Origin of the sequence: Pseudomonas sp. MWU12-2037 (genome assembly GCF_023242345.1) — a bacterium.
Taxonomy (GTDB): Bacteria; Pseudomonadota; Gammaproteobacteria; order Pseudomonadales; family Pseudomonadaceae; genus Aquipseudomonas; species Aquipseudomonas gingeri_D.
The window spans coordinates 86916-111932 of record NZ_JALLIZ010000012.1 but is presented as its reverse complement, the minus strand read 5'-3'; the positions used below and the strand labels follow the sequence as shown (position 1 = coordinate 111932).

The 25017-nt window shown below is 62.4% G+C and carries 19 protein-coding genes; 9 read left to right on the top strand and 10 right to left on the bottom strand.

Translation table 11 applies throughout. The annotated features are described in order from the left end of the window. The first annotated feature begins 69 nt into the window (after positions 1-69). Positions 70-1620, top strand: a complete 1551-nt coding sequence (locus tag M5B42_RS21490; RefSeq protein WP_248746931.1) for a PLP-dependent aminotransferase family protein — start codon at positions 70-72, stop codon at positions 1618-1620. 86 nt (positions 1621-1706) lie between these two features. Further along, entirely contained in the window at positions 1707-5057 is a 3351-nt protein-coding gene (locus tag M5B42_RS21485) for a DUF6543 domain-containing protein (RefSeq protein WP_248746930.1), read from the top strand. Positions 5058-5095: 38 nt separating this feature from the next. On the opposite strand, the gene M5B42_RS21480 is transcribed toward M5B42_RS21485, so the two are convergent. Together M5B42_RS21480 and M5B42_RS21475 are read right to left on the bottom strand one after the other, a co-directional pair. Beyond that, positions 5096-6196, bottom strand: a complete 1101-nt coding sequence (locus M5B42_RS21480; RefSeq protein WP_152736621.1) for a polyamine ABC transporter substrate-binding protein — start codon at positions 6194-6196, stop codon at positions 5096-5098. Positions 6197-6208: 12 nt separating this feature from the next. Then, complete coding sequence (locus M5B42_RS21475) at positions 6209-7240, bottom strand: histone deacetylase family protein (protein WP_248746929.1); 1032 nt, start codon at positions 7238-7240, stop codon at positions 6209-6211. A 300-nt stretch (positions 7241-7540) separates the two neighbouring features. Between M5B42_RS21475 and M5B42_RS21470 the strand changes: the two genes are divergently transcribed. Continuing rightward, positions 7541-10075 (top strand): autotransporter outer membrane beta-barrel domain-containing protein, encoded by a 2535-nt coding sequence (locus tag M5B42_RS21470; protein ID WP_248746928.1) that lies wholly within the window; start codon positions 7541-7543, stop codon positions 10073-10075. A 15-nt stretch (positions 10076-10090) separates the two neighbouring features. Here M5B42_RS21470 and M5B42_RS21465 read toward each other — a convergent pair whose 3' ends face one another. The 6 genes from M5B42_RS21465 to aspA all read right to left on the bottom strand — a co-directional run bounded on the left by M5B42_RS21465 (position 10091) and on the right by aspA (position 17572). Next, positions 10091-11083 carry an AraC family transcriptional regulator gene (locus M5B42_RS21465; protein ID WP_218224670.1) on the bottom strand — a complete coding sequence of 331 codons (993 nt, stop codon included), beginning with the start codon at positions 11081-11083 and terminating at the stop codon, positions 10091-10093. Positions 11084-11209: 126 nt separating this feature from the next. Then, positions 11210-12037, bottom strand: a complete 828-nt coding sequence (locus M5B42_RS21460) for a hypothetical protein (RefSeq protein ID WP_248746927.1) — start codon at positions 12035-12037, stop codon at positions 11210-11212. 195 nt (positions 12038-12232) lie between these two features. Next, positions 12233-12637, bottom strand: coding sequence for a DUF3077 domain-containing protein (locus M5B42_RS21455; RefSeq protein ID WP_248746926.1), 405 nt, complete (start codon positions 12635-12637; stop codon positions 12233-12235). 531 nt (positions 12638-13168) lie between these two features. Then, positions 13169-14173 (bottom strand): asparaginase, encoded by a 1005-nt coding sequence (locus M5B42_RS21450; protein WP_248746925.1) that lies wholly within the window; start codon positions 14171-14173, stop codon positions 13169-13171. Between the two features lie 133 nt (positions 14174-14306). Further along, positions 14307-15752, bottom strand: a complete 1446-nt coding sequence (locus tag M5B42_RS21445) for an alanine/glycine:cation symporter family protein (protein WP_103499213.1) — start codon at positions 15750-15752, stop codon at positions 14307-14309. A gap of 395 nt (positions 15753-16147) precedes the next feature. Continuing rightward, positions 16148-17572, bottom strand: a complete 1425-nt coding sequence (gene aspA / locus M5B42_RS21440; RefSeq protein ID WP_248746924.1) for an aspartate ammonia-lyase — start codon at positions 17570-17572, stop codon at positions 16148-16150. Between the two features lie 181 nt (positions 17573-17753). On the opposite strand from aspA, the gene M5B42_RS21435 reads away from it, so the two are divergent. From M5B42_RS21435 to M5B42_RS21415, 5 genes are all read left to right on the top strand, one after another. After that, positions 17754-18671, top strand: coding sequence for a LysR substrate-binding domain-containing protein (locus M5B42_RS21435; RefSeq protein WP_248746923.1), 918 nt, complete (start codon positions 17754-17756; stop codon positions 18669-18671). Positions 18672-19104: 433 nt separating this feature from the next. Beyond that, a complete protein-coding gene (purE, locus tag M5B42_RS21430) occupies positions 19105-19596 on the top strand; it encodes a 5-(carboxyamino)imidazole ribonucleotide mutase (protein WP_040071792.1) in 492 nt (163 codons plus the stop codon). A gap of 11 nt (positions 19597-19607) precedes the next feature. Beyond that, positions 19608-20690, top strand: a complete 1083-nt coding sequence (locus M5B42_RS21425; RefSeq protein ID WP_103499414.1) for a 5-(carboxyamino)imidazole ribonucleotide synthase — start codon at positions 19608-19610, stop codon at positions 20688-20690. Positions 20691-20796: 106 nt separating this feature from the next. Continuing rightward, positions 20797-21042 carry a GlsB/YeaQ/YmgE family stress response membrane protein gene (locus M5B42_RS21420; protein WP_103499413.1) on the top strand — a complete coding sequence of 82 codons (246 nt, stop codon included), beginning with the start codon at positions 20797-20799 and terminating at the stop codon, positions 21040-21042. 80 nt (positions 21043-21122) lie between these two features. After that, positions 21123-21659, top strand: a complete 537-nt coding sequence (locus tag M5B42_RS21415; protein WP_248746922.1) for a DUF3299 domain-containing protein — start codon at positions 21123-21125, stop codon at positions 21657-21659. 141 nt (positions 21660-21800) lie between these two features. Here M5B42_RS21415 and M5B42_RS21410 read toward each other — a convergent pair whose 3' ends face one another. Both M5B42_RS21410 and M5B42_RS21405 read right to left on the bottom strand, forming a co-directional pair. Further along, on the bottom strand, positions 21801-22703 hold the full coding sequence (locus M5B42_RS21410; RefSeq protein ID WP_152736629.1) for a D-hexose-6-phosphate mutarotase: 903 nt from the start codon (positions 22701-22703) through the stop codon (positions 21801-21803). Positions 22704-22754: 51 nt separating this feature from the next. Next, the gene (locus M5B42_RS21405; RefSeq protein WP_040071787.1) at positions 22755-23153 is read right to left on the bottom strand and encodes an acyl-CoA thioesterase; all 399 of its coding nucleotides are present in this window, start codon (positions 23151-23153) and stop codon (positions 22755-22757) included. Positions 23154-23525: 372 nt separating this feature from the next. Between M5B42_RS21405 and M5B42_RS21400 the strand changes: the two genes are divergently transcribed. Further along, complete coding sequence (locus tag M5B42_RS21400) at positions 23526-24815, top strand: MFS transporter (protein WP_103499410.1); 1290 nt, start codon at positions 23526-23528, stop codon at positions 24813-24815. The last annotated feature ends 202 nt before the right edge of the window (positions 24816-25017 follow it).

Genomic DNA, 25017 nt, shown 5'->3' with positions numbered 1-25017 from the left:
CCCTCATCCTAGGCAGGCTATTGGTTGGTTGTAAGAGCCATTACCGGCGATTTTCATAGGTCCAATGTCATGTCCAGTCCATCGTTGCCCCTGCCGTTCGACCCTGCCGGGATCCACCTCGATCCGGCCAAGGGCCTCAGTCGCCAGCTCTATCAGGCCCTGCGCCTGCGGGTGCTGGACGGGCGCCTGGCCAGTGGCAGTCGTCTGCCGGCCAGCCGCGATCTGGCCAGTGCCTTGGCGATTTCCCGCAACAGCGTGGTGCGGGCCTATGACCAGCTCTACGCCGAAGGCTTTATCGAGGGCCGGATCGGCGATGGCACCTACGTCGCGCAACTGCCGGAAAAAGCCCTGCCGATCAAAAAGTTGTCCACAAAACTATCCACAGGGTTTTCAACAGGCTTACCCACAGGGTTATCCACAAAATCACCCGAAACTGCTGGGGTTACATCCAGTAAAGTTATCCACAATCTGGCCATGGAGCGCATCGAGAGCAACCCGATGCACAAGCCACCGAGCGGTCCGCCTCGGGCTTTTCGGGTGGGTGTGCCGGCGTTCGACCTGTTTCCCTTTGGCGTCTGGGCCAAGCTGCAGGCGGCTTTCTGGCGTAAACCGGATTTGCAGTTGCTGTGTTACGGCGAGGCGGCGGGGGAGGCGCGCTTACGCGGCCTGATCGCGGCTTACTTGCGCAGCTCTCGGGGCCTGTCCTGCACGCCTGAGCAAATTGTGATCACCAGTGGCGCGCAGCAAGGCATCAGCCTTTGTGCACAGTTGCTGGTGGACCCCGGCGATGGCGTGGCGGTGGAGAATCCCGGGTATCGCGCGGCCCGTTTGGCCTTCGCGGTGGCGGGGGCCACGCTGCATGGCGTGACGGTGGACCATGAAGGGCTCGATTGCGTCGAACTCGCGCAATTGCCGGACTGTCGGCTGGCCTATGTGACCCCCTCCCATCAATACCCCACCGGGGTGATCATGAGCCTGGCCCGACGCCTGGAGCTGCTGGCCTGGGCCGAGCGCAGCGGCGGCTGGATCGTCGAGGACGACTACGACGGCGAGTACCGCTACAGCGGCGCGCCGCTGGCACCCTTGGCGGCGCTGGATCGGCAGGGGCGGGTGCTGTATGTCGGGACCTTCGGCAAGATCGCCTTTCCGGCGTTGCGCCTCGGCTACCTGGTGCTGCCGCCGACGCTGGTCGAGGCCTTTGCCCAGCGCCGCGCCCTGGATATGCGGCACTCGGAGGTCAGCACCCAGGCGGTGATGGCCGAGTTCATGGCCGCCGGGCACTTCCAGCGGCATATCCGCCGCATGCGCCGGGCCGCGCTGAGTCGGCGCAACGCCTTGTTGGCCCATTGGCCAGCGAATATCCCGGGCTGTGGCGACTTGCCGGCGGTTGCGGCGGGCTTGCACCTGACGGTGCCGGTGGAGAGTCTGGCCCGGGAGCGGGAGTTGATCGCGCAAGCCGAGAGCGTCGGTGTCGAAATCAGCCCCTTGAGCAGCTACTGGATCACTCAGCCCGAACCGCCCGAAGACCGGCGTGCTGGTTTGGTGCTGGGGTTCGCGGCGGTGCCGGAGGCGGATATCGAGTCGGCGCTGGCGCGCTTGCGCACGGTCTGGAAGGTCTAGCCGCGCGGGGTATTAACCGGCTACCGCATACCCTCGCGCGGTCGATGTTTATTTATTCCCGGAACCCGCCACCAGGATAAATCGACATGACGTCCCCCCTTGCGCGCGCAGTCTTGAGCGAAAGCGAACAGGCTGAGAGGGTCTGCACCCTCAGTGATTATTTTGCCCAGCGACCGACCCTGGAAAGCGTGGCGCCCGGCCTGGTCCGCGACATGCTGGAAGACCACTACCCGGCGCAGGGCGAGCGGCTGACCCATGCCGCGCTGATCGAGCCGGAACCGTGCGGCAATCAGGTGGAATACCGGGTCCTGACCCTGGCGCACTTGTTGATCGAGCGCTTGCTGGGCGAAGAAAAGCGGATATGTCCGGCCGGCAGCTATGTGACGCTCTATCCGGGCGCGGAGCATCCAGAGCAGTTGTCCCTGAGCGTTGAGATGCTCGATACGCTGCTGGACGAGTGGGCTCCGTTGTTGCTGGAGGCGTACAAACAGGGTCTGGTGGACTTCTGGAACTCGCCACTGGCGGGGGATATCGCCCCCTGGCAGCGCCTTTCCGAATTCTTCGCGGCGCAATTGCGCCTGGCGTGCGCGGCGCTGTCGGGCGATGAATTGGCCAGTGTGAGGGCGGTGCTCGACTATCCCGACCTGAAGGCGCGCGAGGCCAAGTTCGGCAGTGATTGCGCGCAGGCCTATATCCCTATTATCGATAGCCGCATCAAGGGTCCCGAGCCCTTGCGCATCCAGGCACTGGTTATCAGCCACTGGGTCGGCGAGCGCCAGATCGTCTTGCTTTACAGCCTGTTCGGCGGGATCGAAACCTTCGATTCCACCCGAGCGCTTGAAGAATCCCTGAGCGTGACATTGAGCGGCGAGGACTCGAGTTTCAGGAGTTACTCGCCGGACCATCATATCTTCGATGCCCTGACCGTGAGCCTGCTGGTACGCCAGTTGGAGGCCATCGATGCGATCAAGCCAAGTGACTATCGCGACCCGGAGGCCCTTGAGCAACACCTGCGTGAGTTGACTAGTTTGCAGGCCTTGTTCGGTGCCTTTCGTTCCGGTCACGAGGCGAAATTGGCGAGCCTGGATGGCTTGCTCCCCGAGGCGTTGCGCAAGGCGTCGGCGGCGGATCGCACGCGTTATGGTCGTTACGTGGCGGCGCTCGCGACGGTGCATCGGGGTCATGCCGGCAAGGCGTTTCTCGATGGCATTCCCGATATCCGGACCTTTGCCGGCCAGTCGTTGCGGGCGAGTTTGCAGGCGAAATATCCAGCGGCCGCGAGCGTGTCGGTCAGCGATATCAGCGTGACCCTGACGCGTATCGCCAACAGTCCCTCCGAAATGGTCGACAGTGCGCTTGACGCTCGCTATGAGTCACAGGCCCAGGATTATGTCGCCATGGCGCTGAAGAACCTTGAGGCCTTTCCTCTTGGCGCATTGGCGCAGGTTCATTACCAGGGTCGGACAGCGCCTCCCTGGATGAGCTATGACGCGCTGCGCACGGCGGTGAGCGACGCCGATATCGGCAGGACCTACCCCGAGTTGCTCAGGCAGAAATTGCAGCGCGATCAGGCCGAACGAGCCCGGCAAGAAGGGCTGTTTACCGACTACCTGCGGGTCCTGCTGCCGATGTGGGCGCTGGAGCTGCGGCTCGAGCGGAAACTGACGGAGACCGCCCGTCTTTATGTCGAGGCGGTGATAACCCGGGACATTGGCGTCCGTGAGGTATTGGGGCAGCCCATCGTGGTCAGGCCCCTGGCTTTTCTGGCGCATCCCGGTGCCACGGCGGACCGGGTGCGTAACATGTTCGTGATTGGCCCGCAGGCGACGGCCCAGGGCCCGCAGGTGCTGTGCCGCCCCGGCGCCAGGGTGCTCTTGCTTGAGTTTCCATCCTGGGCCGGCCTGTTGACGGCCATCCAGCAGGAGGGACCTTTGCAGCAGTCGGTCCTCGACAGCCTGGATAGCGCAAGGCGTTCAACCTATGAGGATGGCGGATTCAAGGAGCCGCACCTGACCCGGGTGACCAACTCCGATTGGAATATCCCGGACACCCCTGAGCCGGCTGCGCTGGACACCACGCCGCTGTCCGGGTCGTTTTGCGCGGCACTGTTCGCCGCCAGCGTCGAGGCGTTGATCGCGCAGGCCGAGGCGGACTCGGTGTCCAATGCCGAGGATCGCTGGAACCGTTTCGTCGATCTGGGTTGGGCCTTGTTCGGCCTGCTACAGCCCTTGTTGCCTGGGCCCCTGGCGGGTTTCGGCTGGCTTGTGCAATTGCTCTCCAGCCTCAAGGCCTTGGCCGATCCCCATGCGTCCCATCCCTGGGTGGCGTTCGCCGACGTCTTGCTGAACCTGGCGGTCGTGCTGGTGTATCACCGTCGGCCGCTGATCGGGCAAGCCGGGGCCGTGGGCCCCAGGCCGGTCCTCAGTAACGCGGTGATCAAGGAGCCTGTCGCCAGCGCGGCGAATCAACTGGTCTTTGCCTGGACCCGTCCGGGGCGTCAGTTCACGGCTTCCGAGCTGGTCCGGCTGGAGAAGTTCAAGCTGTCACTGTCCGAGGCGCCCGGCACCTTGCTGGAGTCGGGCGACTGGAAAGGTCTGTATCGGCGCGACAAGCTTTTCTATGCCCGGGTCGACGATGCCTGGTTTCGGGTGTCGCGCAAACTCGATGGGGTGGTGATCATTGATGACAGTCACCCGGCGCGACAGGGTCCCTGGTTGAGGCGCGACAGCTCGGGGCTTTGGCAGTTGGATCGCGGCCTGCGCCTGCTGGGCGGCGTGGGCGAATTGAGTGTACGTGCCGCGAAGAAGCTCAAGTCGCTGGAGAAGAAGGCCCGTGATCTGTTGGAGAGCGTGCCGACGCTGCTGGCGGACGCCGAACGCAGTGCGAGCCTGGTGCAGGTCCCGCGCGATATCGAGGACATGCTCGGGATGAAGGCGCAGCCATTTTCAGTGCTCGGCAGGGAACTGCGGGATTTGACCCAGGGGCTTTCACAGTCTCCGCGGTTTTTGATTGCCGACCTGGAGCAGGCCGCGAGCACCTTGAACAAAAAGGGGCTGAGTCTACGGATCAACCTGACCAAGAGTCGCCTGCCGACCGCCGCCGCCGTTGAGTTCCTGGCGCAGGAAGAGCAGATCACGATCCGCAAGCTGGGTGGCCGCCGGGATATTTCCGGCGGCAAGGGCGAAGACTTTCTCGAAGAGTACGAGATTCGTGACCGGCAGGGCAGGCCGTTGTGGTACGCGCATTTCCATTACCGGACGGCGGCCGCGCCGGTGGCCCATTTTTCCAAGGCTCACCTCAAGACCCGCGAGCAACGTTTAAAAGGGCTCAGTTTTCAGAGGGCCCAGGAGAGCGCCGGAAGCAAACCCGACGCTATCTGGCGTGAAAACATCGGACCCAAGCTGGCAGCGGCGTTGTTCCTGCCACCGAGTGCCTGAAGATCGCCCCCGCCCCCTGTAGGGGGCGGGGGCAACACTCAGATCCCGGACTTGATCTTGGTCCAGGCCCGCGTACGGGCCCGTTCGGCCTTCTGGTCCAGCGGCTGCAAGGTGTAGAGGGTCTTCATCGCCGCTTCGGTCGGGTACAGGTTGGCGTTGTGGCGGATCGCCGGGTCAACCATTTCGGTGGCGTCCTTGTTCGGGTTCGGATAACCGACAAAGTCGCTGATCGGCGCGATCACCTGGGGTTGCAGCAGGTAGTTGATAAAGGTGTAGGCGTCCTGGGTGTCCTTCGCCCCCTTGGGGATTGCCAGCATGTCGAACCAGATCGGCGCGCCTTCCTTGGGCAGTCGCATGTCCACCACCACGCCGTTCTTGGCGTCCTTGGCGCGGTTGGCGGCCTGGGAGAAGCTGCCGGAATAGCCGACGGCCACACAGATGTCACCGTTGGCAATATCCGCCATGTACTTGGACGAGTGGAAATAGGTGATGTACGGACGGATCTTCAGCAGCAGCGCCTCGGCTTTTTCATAGTCCTTGGGGTTGTTGCTGTTGGGGTTCAGGCCCAGGTGCTGCAAGGCCAGCGGCAGGATCTCCGACGGTGAGTCGAGCAGGGCGACGCCGCACTGCTTGAGCTTGCTGATGTTCTCTTCCTTGAAGATCAGGTCCCAGCTGTCCACCGGCGCGTTGTCGCCCAGTGCCGCCTTGACCTTGGCCGGGTTGAAGCCGATCAGGATGGTGCCGTACATATAGGGCACGGCGAACTTGTTGCCCGGGTCGTTGGCTTCGATCAGCTTCATCAGCTTGGGATCCAGGTGGTTCCAGTTCGGGATCTTGCTGCGGTCAAGGGGCTGGAACACCCCGGCTTCGATCTGCTTGGCGAGGAACACGTTGGACGGCACCACCACGTCATAACCGGAGTTACCGGTGAGCAGCTTGGCTTCCAGGGCTTCGTTGGTGTCGAAGATGTCGTAGACCAGCTTGACCTGGGTGTTCTGGGCCTTGAAGTCGTCCAGGGCCTTGGGGGTGATGTAGTCGAACCAGTTGTAGACCCGCAGGGTGCGCTCCTCGGCGTGGACGGCGGTGCTGAGCACGGCGGCGCAAAGGGCTGGGGCAATAAGACGCTTGAGCTTGTTCATTCTTCTAATTCCTCATTGAGCGTATTGGAAACCTTCGAGTACGTTCACGGCATTGATGCCGATTTCTTCTACCGCGTAGCCGCCTTCCATCACGAACAGCGTCGGCTTGCCCAGGCGGGCGATGCGTTCACCCATGCGCAGGTAGTCCGGGCTGTCGAGCTTGAACTGGGAAATCGGATCGTCCTTGAAGGTGTCCACGCCCAGGGAAACCACCAGTACATCGGGTGCGTAGCGTTCGATCTCGCCGCAGGCCTGTTCCAGCGCCGCGCTCCATTGGTCCCAGGCCGTGCCGGCAGCCAGCGGATAGTTGAAGTTGAAACCTTCACCGGGGCCTTCGCCGAGCTCGTCGGCATAACCGAGGAAGAACGGGAACTCGGCTTCCGGGTGGCCGTGGAGCGAGGTGAAAATCACATCGCTGCGCTCATAGAAAATCGATTGGGTGCCGTTGCCGTGGTGGTAGTCGACGTCGAGGATCGCGACCTTCCGATGGCCTTGATCGAGGAAGGCCTGGGCGGCGATGGCGGCGTTGTTCAGGTAGCAGTAACCGCCCATCAGGTCGCTGGCGGCGTGATGTCCCGGCGGACGGCAAAGGGCGAAGGCGCTGCGGGCGCCGCGCTGGATCTCGGCCTGGGCGGTGAGGGCGACCTGGGCCGCGCTATAGGCTGCCTGCCAGGTGCCGGCGGTGATCGGCGCGCCGCCGTCGAAGCTGTAGTAGCCGAGTTCGCCATGCAGGTTTTTCGGGATCACCCGGCGCAGGGTGCGGGCCGGCCAGGTGAAGGGCAGCAGATCACCGTCATGGCCTAGTGCGGCCCAGCGCTCCCAGGCGCCCTGGAAGAAATTCAGGTAGGCCTCGTCGTGCACGCGGCGGATCGGCTCCAGGCCGAAATCCTCCGGTTCGCGCACCGGGCCCAGGGCCTGATGCTGCACGCGGGCCAGCACATGGTCGGCCCGCGAAGGCATTTCGAAGCAGGGCATCAATTGCCCGTCGATCAGCTCGCAGCGGCCGTGGTGCAGGTGGTGATCGTCGGAATAGACCGTCAGCATTTATTGTTCTCCGATAGCGTGGGCTTGGCGTCATTCTTGATGCCCGGCGCCTTTGCGAGAACGGTGGGAGCGGCCAAAAGGGGATCGATATGGCCAAAATATATGTCCTGATTTCGCCCCTGAACGGAGCGAAGGGCGACGCCGTGGCCTGAAAAGGCGCACGCACGGGGGTTAGTTGTTACGGATTTTTTCGGACAGCCTTACAGAGGCAACCTGCCGCCGCGATCCGCTTTGCCCGACAGTGGTCCTTGATAAGGATGGATACATTCTCGCCTCCGATAACTCCAGGTAGGGAATGACATGCCGCCGATACAACACCCCCTTGGCTGGGCCGTTGCGCTAGCCCTTTGCACTGCCTTCGCGCCACCTCTGCTGGCTTCCAGCCGGGTGAGCCGGGGCGACACACTGTATGTGGAGCATCTGGGCGATGCCTCGTCGATCATGGCGTCGAGCGCCGATGGGCTTTTTACCTGGCGCAATATCTCCCTGCGCAACGATGGGGTGGTGAAAGGCCTGAGTGGTTCGGGTGTCCGTGCCTACGGTAACGGCACGGTGTTGAACTGGGGGCGTATCTCCGGCCATCGTGCCGACGGTGTGTATCTCACGGAATACAACGGGGTCAGGATCGACGGGCTGGCGCGGATAGAAAACTACGGCGTTATCGAGGCCGATGTGCCTAAGGGTGTCGGCACCTCTTCAGGGATCTCGATAGGCCGCGGCCTGGTGGTCAACGCCGAGGATGCACTGATCCAGGGGCCCAGCTTTGGCATCCTGGGCCAGGGCAAAGGTCCGATCAATGTGGTGAACCGCGGCACTATTCGTGGGCACCGGGGGATCAAGTTCAACGGCAATCACGATGACAGCGTGACCAACCATGGCTTGATCGAAACCACCTACATACAAAACCAGGACCCCCATGGCTCGACCGCAAGCGCCTATATGAAAGGTGCCTACCGCGCCGGCACGGCGATAGACCTGGGGGGCGGCAACGATACCTTGGCGCTGTACAGCGGCTCCCAGGTGTTCGGGGCCATCGACGGTGGTAGCGGGTCGGACCTGTTGCTTCTCGAGGGCGGCAGCGGCATGTTGGGGAACACGCGCAATTTTGAATCACTGTCGGTCAACCAGGGCACCTGGACCTTGACCGGCCCGGCGGATTTCAGCGCCCAGGCCCGTGTCGGCAACGGCGCGGCGTTGATCAACAACGGTGGGATCACCGGCGCCACCTGGGTTGATCAGTTTGGTGTCTATTCCGGCAGCGGCAGTACCGACAGCCTGGTGGTCAACGGGACGATGTTCGCCAACTCCCAGTCGGGTGCACCTATCGTCACGCGTGATCTCACGATGGGCCCTTCTTCGATGCTGGTGTATGGCATTGACCGCGATGGCGGCAGTTCGACCATCGACGTTGGTGGCACGGCCTATCTGCAAGGGGCGACGCTGGTCCTGCGGCCCACCGCCGACAGTGTGCCGTCGACCAGTGCGCATACGGTCCTGCGGGCCGGCCAGGTTGAAGGTGCTTTTCACAAGGTGGTTAGCGATCTGGCCTTCATGACCTACCGGCTGTCCTATACCCCCACGGATGTCGGGCTGATTTATAGCCGCAACTATGTGCCCCTGGAGCAGGTCGCCGAATCCGGGAACGCCAAGCGCCTGGCGGCGAGCCTCGGGCAGACCGCGTATTTTGCCCCGGCCCCTGCGCCCGACGGGCAGCATGTCGATGACACCACGGCTGCGACGCCTGTCGCGGTCGGGCAGGCTTCGCAGCCCCCGGCCCTGGTCTCCAGCCTGATCACGAGTAACGCCGCGACGGCGAAAATCGCCATGAGTCAGCTCTCGGGCAGCCACAACGCCAATCTGGGCAATGCGACCCTGGGCGGTGCCGGCCAGGTCGGTGGCGGCATGCTCTCGGCGATGCGCCAGTGGAGCGATGACCGCCGTTTGCCTGGCTTCGAGACCTCCTCCGGCAGACCCGCCACGCTGGCTTTCGATGCGGATAGCCGTGGCGCAAAGGGCCGGGTGTGGGTTCACGGCCTGGGTAACGCGGGTAAATTCGAGAGCAGCCAGCAGAACGATCAGGCCATGCAGCGCAAGACCCAAGGCTTGCTGATCGGCAGCGACTGGGCACGGGTCGCCGATTGGCGCTTCGGGGTGGTGGGCGGTCAATCGCAGACGCGCCTGGATGGCAGCCATTTCAAGGGTACGATCGACAGCTGGCATCTGGGGGCGTACGCGCTGCATCAGAGCGGTCCCTGGGCGACCCGTCTCGGTGCCGTTCATAGTCGCCATGATGGCAACACCCGGCGTGATGTGGCTTTCGCGGGGTTCAGTGAGCGTCTATCGGGCAGGCACCAGGCCAGCAGCCAGCAGGTGTTCAGCGAGATCGGCTACGCCCTGGGCTTTGGCAACCTGAGTGTGGAACCCTTTGCCGGCCTCGACTATCAGCGCTATCACCGTCGCGGCTACACGGAAAAAGGCGGCGATGCGGCCTTGAGCGTCAAGGCCCACTCCCAAGGCAATCTGCGCAGCACCCTGGGCGCGCGGTTTGCCCATGAGCACCGGCTGGATCGCGGCATGAGTCTGGCGCCGCGCCTCAGCGCCGGCTGGAAACACCGGTATGGTGGCCTCACCCATGCCGTCATGCAGTCGTCCGCGTTGGGCGGCGATGCGTTCGAGATCCGCAGCGCCACGCTGGATCGCGACAGCCTGGTGGTGGACGCGGGACTGGATTGGCGCTTCTCCGAGAACCATGCCCTGGGCGTCGGTTATACCGGGGAAATCGCCGACAATCGCCAACTGCACGGTGTTCAGGGTGAATGGACCTTGCGCTTCTGAGCCGTTGTTCGCGTCTTATGGGCGGAACTGACTCGGGCTGACCCCGCTCCAGCGCACGAAGGCGTGGCGGAAGCTGGCGGTTTCGCTGAAGCCCAGCTCATCGGCGATGCGGTGAATCGGTAGCCGGGCTTCCCCGAGCAGTTGTTTGGCACGCTCGAAGCGCAGCTCGTCGAGCAGTTCCTGGTAGCTGCAGCCGAGGTCATTGAGGTGGCGGCGCAGGGTGCGGGCGGAACACTTCATCTGCTCGGCCAGGCCCTCCAGGCCCGGCGCGGTGTGCAGTTGCGCGGCGAGCAACTGGCGGATGCGCCCCAGCCAGGCCTGGCGGCCGGTGAATTCGAGGTTGTGCTTGCGGCAACGCTCGGCCATGGCCTGGTGGGTAATGGCGTCCGCCAGGGGCAAGGGTTGTTCCAGCCAGCGCCGGTCGAAGGCGAACGCGTTGCTGTCGGCCGAGAATTGCCGCGGGCAGTCGAAGCTGTCGCTGTAGTTGGCCTGATAGTCCGGTGCTTCGTGCTCGAAGCGCGCCGCCAGCAAGGGCAGTGGGTGTCCCAGCAGGTCGTCGCAGATGACTTTCAGCGAGACCAGGCATAGCTCGGTATTGAACACCGCCAACTGCGGGTTTTCCCGATAGTCCGCGGCGGTGAACCAGATGCGCTCACCGTCGGCTTCCAGGCTCAGTTCGAAGAGTGTTCCCAATAGCGCCGGATAACGCAGGGCCAGGCGCAAAGCGTCACCGAAGGTGGCACTGGTGAGCAGGGCATAGCCGAGCATGCCGTAGGCCGACACATGCATGCGCCGGCCCAGTTCCAGGCCGATTTCCCGGCGCAGGGCCACGGCATTGGCGCACACCTGCATCTCCTGGTTGGTGGTGATGCGGGTGTCGGCGCGGCTCAGGTCGGCGGCGCTGATGCCGCTGCCGGCCAGCAGCGCATCGCTGGCAAAACCCTTGTCGCGGAAGGTGTTGAGCACCAGGGAAACCGCGTTGAGGGTGGTGAGGTGAGAGTGGAGCATGCTCGATTCCATCCTTGGGAGGTATGGGAATCGAGCAAGTTGTGTGCCGCAAGCGGACCGAGGGTGTGTCGCTGTTTACCGGGTGCACGATTGATCAGATCGGGTGTTCGAGCACACGACGGCCGTTCAGATGAGTTTGAAATCAAGGCCGCCGATTCCAAACTCCGGGAACGGTTGACCTTCAGGCGTCAGAAAAACCTTGGTGCCGCAAGTCGCCCGTGCGTCATCTGGATAGCCCGTGTAGGCCACTGGAGAGTATTGAAACTGATAATTCATGCCGGGGACTGCACGGACTATTTGTTCTTGGGTATAGAGGAGAATCAACTCGTTTCCGACGACTCTGTAAGTATTCCACCAGCTGTTGACTCTGCCGTAGCTTTTTATATGTTCAATGGCGTTGACGGTGACATCAATTCCATTGGGATAGTCGGCCACCTTGAGTTGTGCATTGATCACGCCTTCGACAATTGGAAAACCTCCGATAACCATGGGATTGACATTGACCGTTGTTACCTCGGATTCCACGGGTAGATCATCCATTTGATGCAGGTAGTAGCTCACCCGCACTGTTTGGTTTTCGAAACGCACGAGCTGGTCGTGGGGAATGGGAATGCGTTGGTAGGGGGAAGGCCAGTTGATGGGCACGGGGTCTGATTTAAAGACGATGCCGTGATCCGCGGTCTGCCATTGGGTGCTGATTCTGGTGCCGGGCGGGAAACCGTGGATGCTCACTTGAACGTTAACCCGTGCAGACACTGTCGTGACTTCCAGGGGAATATTGATTCCCCATGGACTAATATCGATGAATTCATATTCCTTACCAAAAAAATCCCAAAAAAGCTGAGGCTTTTCAAGTGGCTTAAAGAGCCGACGGTTGCCGGATTTTATAAAGCCTCGTGAAGTTCCAGGGTTTGTCGAATGAGGGGGCGAAGTCCGTGGTTTTTTATGCGCCATGACTTAAGTTCCTGTTTATATAAAAATCGTAAACAGTCACAACGGGGACTACGGCTGTTGTTGGTCACTATGAGGTTGGTTTTAGAAGGCGTCTACTGTCAGTTCTGACAGTAGACGCCGCTGAAGTCGACCGGTTGTCGGCTTGTGTGTGGGGTAGGAACGGCGTGGCGTTCTGGCGCCTGCCATGTTTCGTGATCAGGTCGTATGAGTGGGTTGTGGTTGCGACCCCGCCAGCAACGCATCGACCACCGCCCGGGCCATTTCCACCGAGTGGATCATCGACCAGATCAGCCCGCGTTCGACGCCGCTGCCGTATTCGGTGATTTCATCGGAGACTTCTTCGGCGCAGCGCAGCATCAATGACACATGGATCAGCGCCTGCTCGGCGCTGATGCCTTCCTGCACGTTGAACAGCGAGAGGTGTCGGCCATCGTTGACGCTGCCCGGGCGGGCGGCGGTTTCTTTCAGGGCGGCCAGCAGCGGCGGTTCGTGGCGCTGGCTGTTGAGCACCTGCAAGAGGTCGGCATTGGCTTTCTTGAGAATGGCGGTGATCCGGGCGCGGGCGGTCCTGCTGGGCGGATCGGGGATTAGCTTGTCCATGATGTACTCCTATTGGCGCATGGGAGCCGACACCGGTCGCTGCTAAACGATGGGGGGTGGCAGCTGTACGCGGGTTAGCAGACCGGCCAATAGGAAACCGGCGCACCCGAAGGTGCCCCACGCACAGCCACCATAAACCTGGGGGCATTAAAAACGCCGGCCATGAAAAATGGAGGCGTTGTGCGCCTATTGGACACGAGCTGCTAAACCCGTTCACTGCAATTGGGCAGTGACAAACGGAGACTAGTCACGTGGCTGGACAGGCGCAAGGCGTTGGGATTTTCTAGGAAATGTCGCTCAAGAAAAAGCGATTTGTCTGGTGCTGGGTTGTTCTGCCCAGGTTTTTTCAATCCCGGTGAGTGAATGGGTTGGCCTCAACACTGCCGTCTTGAGGCCGAACACGGACCTTGTAGGAGCAGGGCTTGCCCGCGAAGGGGCCCTTGAGGATGCCAAAAGCTTCGCGGGCAAGCCCTGCTCCTACAGGTTCCTTGTGTTCTTGAGATCAAGCAGGACCCCAGTCAGCGAGGTGGTTCAGCTCAACTCGCCACACAGGTCCAGCTCGACCAAGCGCCGCACTTCAGCCTGTTCCAGGCCCGCCCCCAACAACGCATGCAGCTTGCCGAACACCGCCTCACGGGTCATGCCGCCGCCGGACAACACGCCGACACCACGCAAACGGCTACCCGCCTCATACACATCCAGCTCGACGCCGCCTTCATGGCACTGGGTGATCGCGACCACCACGATCCCCAGCTTCTGCGCGCGCTGGAGGCTGGCGAGGAACGCCGGGTTATCGCTCGGCCCGGTACCGCTGCCGAAACACTCCAGCACCAGTGCCTGGATACCGCTGTCGATCAGGCCATCCAACTGCGCGGCAGCGATGCCCGGAACCAGCGGCAACACACCGACCGTCGTCAGTTGTCGGGCCTGGCCGTAGCCCAGTTGCACCGGCAAGGTCTGCGCCTTGGCCACGCCGCCCGTACGCTTCAGCGCCGCAAACGGATGCCGCCCAAAGCTGCGAATCTTCGCGCAACGGGTCGGCGAAAGCATTTCGCCGTGGAAATGCAGGTGCACCCCCGGCGCCAAGCCCTGGCCCAACGCGACCAGCGCACCGCTGACGTTCTCCCAGGCATCGCTGTCCGGCACGCCTGCCGGCAACATCGAACCGGTAAACACCACCGGAGCCGGCAACCCCAGCAGTTGGAAGCTCATCGCCGCTGCGCTGTACGCCAGGGTGTCGGTGCCATGCAGGATCAGCACGCTGTCGCACTGTTGCACTTCCACCGCATCGACCACCGCATCCCGCAGGCGCAGCCAGTACTCGGGGGTCATATTGGCGCTGTCGATCAGCGGGGCCATTTCGCGAAAACGCCAGTCCGGCACCTTCAGGCCGGGCTGCCCGGCGAGCTGTTCGCGCATCCGCGCTTCGAAACCGGACGCCGGGGCCAGGCCGCTGGCGCTGGCCTGCATGCCGATGGTGCCGCCGGTATAGAGGACCATGACGCGTTGTGCGGCAGGATAAGAGACGGAAGTCATTGCGGGTTCTCCTGGACGAATGCACCGTGCGCCGCAGCATGCCTGCGTGCGCAAGGTGTGTCACGTCAGGTGGCAGGACGCCACCTGGTAAGGTCTGTCGCGTCGGACGGCAGGGCGCCGCCCGTGGGAGCGATCAGCGTTGCGTGGCAGGCACGCCCTGGACAGCGTCTTGCTCGCGTGGCGCGGCTTGGCCCGGGGTTGGCCAGGCTGCCAGGTCCAGGTCCAGATCGGCGAACTTGCTCGAGTCGAACACCGGCTGGCTGACGCCGGCACGGCGCTGTGCGTCGTAGTCGCGCATCACCCGCAGGCCGACCTTGAACAGCATGGCCAGGGCGATCAGGTTGACGAACGCCAGGCAGGTCATGGTGATGTCGGCGAAGGCGAACACGGTCGACAGGTTCTGCACCGAACCCCATACGATCAGGGCCAGCACCAGGGCGCGGTACACCATCAGCACGATGCGGTTGCGGGTCAGGAACTGCAGGCTGGTTTCGCCCAGGTAGTAGTTGTAGAGGATGCAGGTGAAGACGAACAGCGACAGGGCGACGCTGACGAACAGGCGGCCCCAGTCACCGACCACGGCGGCCAGGGAGTTCTGGGTCAGGACGATACCGTCACCTTCGAAACCTGGGGTGTAGAAGCCCGACAGCAGGATCAGCAGGGCGGTACAGGTGCAGATCACGAAGGTGTCGAGGAACACGCTGAACGCCTGGACCACGCCTTGGGCGCCCGGGTGCTTCACAGCGGCCACGGCGGCGACGTTGGGCGCGCTGCCCAGACCGGCTTCGTTGGCGAACACGCCACGTTTCACACCCATGACGATGGCGCTGCCGAGCAGGCCGCCGAACGCGGGGTCAAGGCCGAAGGCGCTCTTGAAGATGGTTTCCAGCATGGCCGGCACGTGTTCGATCTGGCTGAAGATCACGTACAGGGTGACGCCGATGTAGGCCAGGGTCTTGACCGGAACCAGCAGGTCGGAAACCGAGGCGATGCGCTTGATGCCGCCGACGAAAACGATCGCCAGCAGGACCGCCAGGGCGATGCCAGTGTGGTTCGGCGAGAAGCCGAAGGCGTTCTGCAGCGAGTGGGTCACGGTGTACGACTGCAGGCCGTTGAAGGCGAAGCCGTAGGTGACCAGCAGCAGGATGGAGAACACCACCGCCATGCCTTTGAGCTTCAGGCCGTGCTGGATGTAGTAAGCCGGGCCGCCACGGTACAGGCCGTCGCCATCGGCGCGCTTGTAGACCTGGGCCAGGGTGCATTCGAAGAAGCTGCTGGACATGCCCACCAGTGCGGTGACCCACATCCAGAACACGGCGCCTGGGCCACCCAGGGTCACGGCGATGCCGACACCGGCGATGTTACCGGCGCCGACGCGGCCGGCGAGGCTCAGCATCAGGGCCTGGAACGAGCTCAGTTGGCCAGCTTGACCACGAAGGGACTCTTTGAAGACGGTGAACATGTGGCGGAAATGGCGGAACTGGACGAATCGCGAACGAATCGTGAAGTAGCTACCGAGCCCGACAATGAGCACGATCAGTAATTTCCCTGAGAGGAAGTCGTTGATGACCTCAAGCATGGAATGGTTCCTCGCTGTTTTTTGATGCAAAGGCGGCTCGTTCGAAATATCGCGTTACACCCGATGTCACTGGGCAGTGTGGGCTGGCGATCTTTCATCCCGAGCTTGCGCGGGTTGTTTTTAGTGTTGTTTCGCGTGTTTCAGTGCCGCTGTACCGCGGATCGCTTACGCGAAGAGGGGCGGCACTATACCTATGAGCACCGCAGTCGTCTGTACTCGTTTGTAGTACAAACGACGAAGCGCAGGGTATTTCTGGTGAAGGCAGGGGCCGGGATAGAGCCTTCGTCCTACTTTCGGTTGTAAAAAAAAGGGCCTGAAGAGTGACCTTCAGGCCCTCAAAAGGTGAGAGGTGTCTAGTCCCTCGACCTGGTGAGCGTGTTGCAGTCCGGTGAAGTTCAGCCCTTCAGGGGCACCAGACGCGGAGCAATCATGTTTTCCGGGCGCAGGATGTCGGCGAGCATGGCGTCGTCGAGCAGGCCTTCTTCGCGCACCAGTTCCAGTACGCCACGGCCACTTTCCAGGGCGATGCGGGCGATCCGGGTGGCGTTTTCATAGCCGATGTAGGGGTTCAGCGCGGTGACCAGGCCGATGGAGTGTTCCACCAGTTCGCGGCAGCGCGCTTCGTTGGCGGTGATGCCGACGATGCAGTGCTCGCGCAGCATGTCCATGGCGCGTTGCAGCAGGCGGATCGAGTCGAAGATCTTGAAGGCGATCAGCGGTTCCATCACGTTCAGTTGCAGTTGGCCGCCTTCGGCCGCGATGGTCAGGGCCAGGTCGTTGCCGATGATCTGGAACGCCACCTGGTTGACCGCTTCCGGGATCACCGGGTTGACCTTGCCGGGCATGATCGAGCTGCCGGGCTGACGCGCTGGCAGGTTGATTTCGTTGATGCCGGTGCGTGGGCCGCTGGACAGCAGGCGCAGGTCGTTGCAGATCTTCGACAGCTTGACCGCGGTGCGCTTGAGCATGCCGGAGAACAGCACGAAGGCGCCCATGTCGGAGGTGGCTTCGATCAGGTCGGCGGCCGGTACCAACGGTTGGCCGCTGATCAGGGCCAGGCGGTCGACCGCCAGTTGCTGGTAGCGCGGGTCGGCGTTGATGCCGGTGCCGATGGCGGTGCCACCCAGGTTGACTTCGGTCAGCAGCTCCGGGGCCAGGGTCTTCAGGCGGGCCAGGTCTTCGCTCAGGGTGGTGGCGAAGGCGCGGAATTCCTGGCCGAGGGTCATCGGCACGGCGTCTTGCAGCTGGGTACGGCCCATTTTCAGGACGTGGCTGAACTCCTGGCCCTTGGCGGCGAAGGCCTGGATCAGGCTGTCGAGGCTGGCGAGCAGGGCGTCGTGGCCCAGCAGCAGACCCAGGCGGATGGCCGTCGGGTAGGCGTCGTTGGTCGACTGCGCCATGTTCACGTCGTTGTTCGGGTGCAGGTACTGGTATTCGCCCTTGCTGTGGCCCATGGCCTCCAGCGCGATGTTGGCGATGACTTCGTTGGCATTCATATTGGTCGAAGTGCCAGCGCCGCCTTGAATCATGTCGACCACGAACTGCTCGTGGAAGTCGCCGCGCACCAGTCGGGCACAGGCTTCGCTGATGGCCGCGTGTTTGTCTTCGGCCAAGTGGCCGAGCTCGCGGTTGGCGTCAGCGGCAGCTTGTTTGACCATGGCCAGGGCCACGACCAGCTTCGGGTAGTGCGAGATCGGGACGCCGGAGAGACGGAAGTTGTTCACCGCTCGCAGGGTCTGGATGCCGTAATACGCGTCGGCGGGTACTTCGAGTACGCCAAGCAGGTCTTTTTCTGTGCGGAAAGATGCAGCGGAGGACATGATAGAAATCATCTCGATAAGAACCCGGTCGGTGCCGGAACGTTGGCAATGCTAGGCTTGAGGGAATTTTTGGGCCAATGCTGTTCAGCACTGGCCTATGCACAAACGGCATAATGTGGATGTGACGCGTTGTGTATGACGAGCGTGTGAACCAAAATGGTGCGCATGGTGGGAGGCGCCGATGAATCTCGAAAGCAAATGGTTGGAAGATTTCAGTGCCCTGGCGGCGACCCGCAGCTTTTCCCAGGCGGCCGAGCGGCGCTTTGTCACGCAGCCGGCGTTCAGCCGACGGATCCGCAGCCTGGAGTCGGCGCTGGGGCTGACCTTGGTCAATCGCTCGCGCACGCCGATCGAGCTGACGGCGGCGGGGCAGTTGTTCCTGGTGACGGCGCGTACGGTGGTGGAACAGCTGGGCGAGGTGGTGCGTCACCTGCATCACCTGGAAGGCGGACAGGGCGAAGTCATGCAGGTGGCGGCGGCGCATTCCCTGGCGCTGGGCTTCTTTCCGCGCTGGATCGCGCAGTTGCGCAATGAAGGACTGAATATCGCCACGCGGCTGGTGGCAACCAACGTCGGCGACGCGGTGCATGCGTTGCGCGAGGGGGGGTGTGACTTGATGCTGGCCTTCTATGACCCGGATGCGGCGTTGCAGATGGATGCGGAGATCTTTCCGTCCCTGCACTTGGGGCAGACCGAGATGTTGCCGGTCTGTGCGACGGGGCCGGATGGCCAGCCGTTGTTCGACCTGGAGGGCGAGGTGAGCGTGCCATTGCTGGCGTATAGCGCTGGGGCGTTTCTCGGGCGCTCGGTGAACCTGTTGTTGCGCCAGCGCAATCTGCGTTTTACCACTGTCTATGAAACCGCGATGGCTGACAGTTTGAAGAGCATGGCGCTGGAAGGGCTGGGCATTGCCTGGGTGCCGCATCTCAGTGTCCGGGCCGAGTTGGCGCGGGGCGAACTGGTGGTGTGTGGCGGCCCGCAATGGCATGTACCGCTGGAAATCCGCCTGTATCGCTGTGCGCTGGTGCGCAAGGCCAATGTGCGTTTGTTGTGGCGCAAGCTCGAAGGCGCGGCGGCACAGGCACCGGGCCCGGCTTGAACACCGCACCACCTGTAGGAGCCGGATTGCCTCGAGTCTTGTGGCGCCAGGACTGACGCCTTCGCGGGCAAGCCCTGCTCCTACAGTGCGGCGTCGTTCACCGATCTTGTGCACGACACAACACTGTAGGAGCAGGGCTTGCCCGCGAAGAGGCCCTCGAGACCGCCAAAAGCTTCACTGGCAGGCCAGGCTCCTACAGGTGGTGCGGTGTTTTTGGATTGACCTGAAAGTCAGGTAAACCGGCCTTCAGCGGCTAAAATCCAGCAAACGACAGATGGTCGGTAAAGGTGCGTTTAACGCACTTTTTTCGGTATACTGCGCGGCCTTCGGCCGGCTTGCCCGGCCCCGATTCGCATGACAAGCCACGCCGGTCTCCCGCGTGGCTTGTTGTTTTTTGACGCGCCCGCGGGCGCCCAAGAGAAGAGGCACGACGATGAGTGCACTGGTTGGCGTGATCATGGGCTCCAAGTCCGATTGGTCCACCCTTAGCCACACCGCCGATATGCTGGAAAAGCTCGGCATCCCCTACGAGGTGAAAGTGGTCTCCGCCCACCGCACCCCGGACCTGCTCTTCCAGTACGCCGAAGAGGCCGAGTCCCGCGGGATCGAGGTGATCATCGCCGGTGCCGGCGGCGCGGCGCACCTGCCAGGCATGTGCGCGGCCAAGACCCACCTGCCGGTGCTCGGCGTGCCGGTGCAGTCGGCAATGCTCTCGGGCGTCGACTCGCTGCTGTCGATCGTGCAGATGCCGGCCGGTATTCCGGTCGCGACCCTGGCCATCGGCAAGGCCGGCGCGATCAATGCCGCGCTGCTCTCGGCGAGTATCCTGGGCGCCAAGCACCCGCATTTCCACACCGTGCTGAAGAAATTCCGTGCAGAACAGACAGACAGCGTGCTGGACAATCCAGACCCACGCGTCGCCTGAGGTTGATGACGATGAAGATCGGTGTAATCGGTGGCGGCCAGTTGGGCCGCATGTTGGCGCTGGCGGGTACGCCGCTGGGGATGAACTTCGCTTTCCTGGACCCGGCGCCGGATGCCTGTGCCGCCGCCCTCGGTGAGCATCTGCGCGCCGATTACGGCGATCAGGATCACCTGCGCCAGTTGGCCGACGAGGTGGACGTGGTGACCTTCGAGTTCGAAAGCGTCCCGGCGGAAACCGTGGCCTTCCTGTCGCAGTTCGTGCCGGTCTATCCGAGCGCCGAAGCCCTGCGCATCGCCCGTGATCGCTGGTTCGAAAAGAGCATGTTCAAGGACCTGGGGATTCCCACCCCGGCCTTCGCCGATATCCAGTCCCAGGCGGACCTGGATGCCGCCGTCGCCAGCATCGGCCTGCCGGCCGTGCTGAAAACCCGCACCCTGGGCTATGACGGCAAGGGCCAGAAAGTCCTGCGCAGCGCGGCCGATGTGGTCGGCACCTTCGCCGAACTGGGCAGCGTCGCCTGCCTGCTGGAAGGCTTTGTGCCCTTCACCGGGGAAGTCTCGCTGATCGCCGTGCGCGGCCGTGACGGCGAAACCTGCTTCTACCCGCTGGTGCACAACACCCACGACAACGGCATCTTGCGCCTGTCCGTGGCCAGCACCGACCATCCGCTGCAAGCCCTGGCCGAAGAGTATGCCGGCCGGGTGCTCAAGCAGCTGAATTATGTCGGTGTGCTGGCGTTCGAGTTCTTTGAAGTCGACGGTGGCCTCAAGGCCAACGAAATCGCGCCACGGGTGCACAACTCCGGGCACTGGACCACCGAAGGCGCCGAGTGCAGCCAGTTCGAAAACCACCTGCGGGCGATTGCCGGGCTGCCGCTGGGGTCGACCGCGAAGGTCGGTGAAAGCGCGATGCTCAACTTCATTGGCGCCGTGCCGCCGGTGGAGCAGGTGATCGCCATCGCCGATTGCCATCTGCATCACTATGGCAAGGCCTTCAAGGCCGGCCGCAAGGTCGGTCACGCGACGCTGCGCTGCGCGGACAAGGCGACGCTGCAGGAGCAGATCCTGCGGGTCGAGGCGTTGATCGCCGAGTAAAGATAGTCAGTGCCGGCGGGAACCTACGGTTGCCGCCGGCCTCTGATGGCAGGATGTCAAAGTGCTGACTAGGCTTTGACTGTGCACACTCACCGAGGGAAATGCCATGCACATTATCTGGACAATTTTTATCGGCCTCATCGTTGGCCTGGTGGCGCGTTTCCTCAAGCCAGGTGACGACAGCATGGGTTGGATCATGACCATCCTGCTGGGTATCGGTGGTTCGCTGGCGGCGACCTATGGTGGTCAGGCGCTGGGGATCTATCACGCGGGTCAGAGTGCCGGCTTTATCGGTGCGGTTGTGGGCGCGATTGTCTTGCTGGTGATCTACAACCTGATCAGAAGAAACTGATCCAGGCGATCAAACCCTCTCTGCCGCCATGGCGGAGAGGGCTAGAATGTGCGACATCCTCTCTGTTTTCGAGTCTCCCCATGCGCCGTCTTCTTTTGACCCTTGTTTTCCTGGGCAGTGGCCTGGCCCATGCCGGTGAACTTCCGGAAACCGACTGGCTGGAACTGATGCCCAAGTCGGACCAGAAAGCCCTTGAGCAAATGCCGGAAATCACCCACAACACGCCCGAGGGCGACGGTACTTTTACCGCCAAGGGTGGGTTGAAGCAGAGCAAGGGTTTGCCGGCGGTGATGTATTCGACCAAGACCGTGGCGGCGATGGACGGCAAGGACATCCGCATCGGTGGGTATCCGGTGCCGCTGGAGACCGACGCCAAGGGCCGCAGCACGCTGTTTTTCCTGGTGCCGTACCCGGGCGCCTGCATCCACGTGCCGCCACCGCCGCCCAATCAACTGGTGCTGGTGCGGTATCCCAAGGGTTTGAAGCTGGATGATATCTATACGCCGCTGTGGGTGACCGGCACGCTGAAGATCGAGAAGGTCAGCAATGACCTGGCCGACGCGGCGTATGCACTGGATGCGGGGAAGGTGCGGGTGGTGAAGGAGTCGGATCTGTAAGGCGCGAGGTCTTCGGCGTTTGTCAGATCGCCTTCGTGGGCAAGCTCCGCTCCCACATTAAGTCCTGAGTCGTGCAAAAAATTTGCGTACGACTCCGCCCTTGTGGGAGCGGAGCTTGCCCGCGAAGGCCGCGACGCGGTATCAAGCCAAGCGCTGACTACCGATAGTCACACCCAACGTATGGCTGGCACCCGGCGCCAGCGTCACCACATCATCCATCACGTTCGCCGTCTCGATGCAGAGCATCTTCTGCCAACCATCATCGGCCATATCGGTAAGCTGGCTGGCCCGGCCGATCCACGGATTCCAGATCACCGCCGTGCGCGAGCCGCTGCTGGTCAGCTGAATACGCCGCTGCCAGTCCGAGTCGACAATACTCAACTGTGCTGGCGCATCCTGGTAGATACGGTCGGTCTCGCCGCTAAAGTGCAAGCTGCCCATCTGCGTCGTCGACTGCCAGTCCTTCAGCGTGTCGATATAGCTCAGGCCATCAACCCCTTCAACCTGCACATTACGTACATCGCTGACGGCGAAATAGGTGTGCAGCGCCTGGCTGATACTGACCGGATGATCGTCCTGATTTTCGCTGGTCAGCTCGACCTGCAAGGTCTCACCCAAGCGAATACGCAGGGTCAGACCAACCTTGTGCGGCCAACCCGGCAGGCCGCCTTCGGGCAGCGGCAGGCTGAACGTCACGTTCACCGCCTCGCCTTCCGCTTCGATGCCCTCCAGCGTCCAGTTCATCGTCCGCACAAAACCGTGGGCCGTGGCGGCCTCGCTGCTCTGGCGCATGGCCTGCACGCTGTCCGGATTACGCGAAAAATTGCCGAACCACGGCCAGCACACCGGCACCCCAGCGCGAATGCCCTGGCCTTGCTTGAACACGGCCTCGTTGTTGAGCCAGATCAGCGGCGGTTGCCCGGCCAACTGGTAACTGAGGATCTGCGCGCCTTGTTGCGCCACCAGCAATTCGGCCTGGCCGTGGCTGATCCGCCAGCCGTTCAGCTCATCCAGTTTTACTGCTTCAACATGGGGCGTGGTCATGGTGTTCTCGCAAGACAGGGAGTTGTAACGGGCCGCAGGCGGGCGGCCGGATTAACGCCGTGGCACGGAGCGGGTGCGCCCGCTGCCGTCGATGGCCACGAACACAAACGCCGCTTCGGTGACCTTGCGCCATTCGCTGGTCAGCGGATCGTCGCTCCACACCTCGACCATCATCCGCATCGAGCTGCGGCCGATTTCTTCGGTATGGGTATAAAAGGACAATTGCGCGCCGACGGCGACCGGGACCAGGAACGCCATGCGGTCGATGGACACCGTGGCCACCCGGCCGCCGGCCACTTTACTGGCCATGGCGGTGCCGGCCAGGTCCATCTGGCTGACCAGCCAGCCGCCATAAATGTCGCCGAAACCGTTGGCTTCACGCGGGAGCGCGGTGATTTGCAGGGCGAGATCGCCTTGCGGGATTGGATCTTCTTGTTCGAGTTCGATCATGCCGGGGTGCCTCTGACCCGTAACGCTACGTTGGTACTGCAGGTGAATAGCCGTCTTCAAGAAAAACGATTCAGCCCGAACATACTACGTTCGTTACGTTTCTCGTAAGCCGCACTAAGGGAAACTCTGCGAAAGCGGCTGGTTCGGCCCAACGGCGTTTTCGCACAATACCCCTCTAGCCTGCGGGTTTTACCCGGCGCAGGGCACGAGTATATCGGTCGGTAGACCGCGAGACGACCTCCCGGTTCTCATTTTTGCCGACGAATGCGCCGATCCATGTGCTTTTACGAACAATTTGCTATCGTGCCAGACCTGCTCCCAGCCTGAGTCGAGCCTTGCGTGGCTCATAGACGTGCCCAATAAGAGAAGCCCATGACCACCGCGTCCACCCCGATTGCGCAACCCGCGCGCCCGCTGACCCGTAACGACTACAAGACTTTATCGCTGTCTGCCCTGGGCGGTGCGCTGGAGTTCTACGACTTTATCATTTTCGTGTTTTTTGCCGCAGTGGTCGGCAAGTTGTTTTTCCCGGCGGACATGCCCGAGTGGCTGCGCCTGATGCAGACCTTCGGGATTTTCGCCGCCGGCTACCTGGCCCGGCCACTGGGCGGCATCGTGATGGCGCACTTCGGCGACCTGCTGGGCCGCAAGAAAATGTTCACCCTGAGTATTTTCCTGATGGCGGTGCCGACCCTGATCATGGGTTTGCTGCCGACTTATGGGCAGATCGGCATCTGGGCGCCGATCCTGCTGTTGCTGATGCGGGTGATCCAGGGCGCGGCCATCGGTGGTGAAGTACCGGGGGCTTGGGTGTTCGTCGCCGAGCACGTGCCGGAGCGCAAGATCGGCTTTGCCTGCGGCACCCTGACTTCGGGCCTGACCGCCGGCATCCTGCTCGGCTCGTTGGTGGCGACCCTGATCAACAGCCTTTATACCCCGCTGGAAGTGGCGGATTACGCCTGGCGGATCCCGTTCCTGCTGGGCGGTGTGTTCGGCCTGTTCTCGGTCTACCTGCGCCGCTGGTTGCACGAGACCCCGGTATTTGCCGAGCTGCAGAAACGCAAGGCGCTGTCCGACGGCATCCCGCTGGGCGCGGTGCTGCGTGATCATCGCGGCGCGATCCTGATCTCGATGCTGTTGACCTGGGTGCTGTCCGCCGGTGTGGTGGTGGTGATCCTGATGACCCCGACCGTGCTGCAAACGGCCTTTCACTTTTCCCCGACCATTTCGCTGGAAGCCAACAGCCTGGCGACGATCTGCCTGACCCTGGGTTGCATCCTTTCCGGTGCGCTGGCCGACCGTTTTGGTGCCGGGCGGGTCTTCGTATTCGGCAGCCTGGGATTGATGGTGACGTTCTGGACCTTCTATAGCACCGTACCGACTCACCCCGAGTGGCTGTTCCCGCTGTATGCCCTGAGCGGTCTGTTCGTCGGCACCATCGGTGCGACGCCTTACGTGATGGTCAAGGCGTTCCCGGCGGTGGTGCGCTTCAGTGGCCTGTCGTTCTCCTACAACCTGGCCTACGCGATCTTCGGCGGCCTGACCCCTATGATCGTCACCCTGCTGCTCAAGGAAAGCCCGATGGGCCCCGCCTATTATGTGGCGATCATTTGCGGCATCGGTGTGCTGGTGGGCGGGTATCTGTGGTCGAAGGGGCGTTAAGCTGCGACGGTGGAAATGGGAGTCCCTCTATATAAAGGAAGAGGGTTTCAAATTGTTTCAGTCTTGACATGATTCAGTGCCGCGCGACGGCGGCGTAGTCCAGTAAAGGCGGGCGTTTGCCCGCTTTTGCGTTCAAAAAACCAGCGTTTTGCGCATGATGGCCATTCATCTAACTGTCATATACCAGTCATAGAGTGTTCAT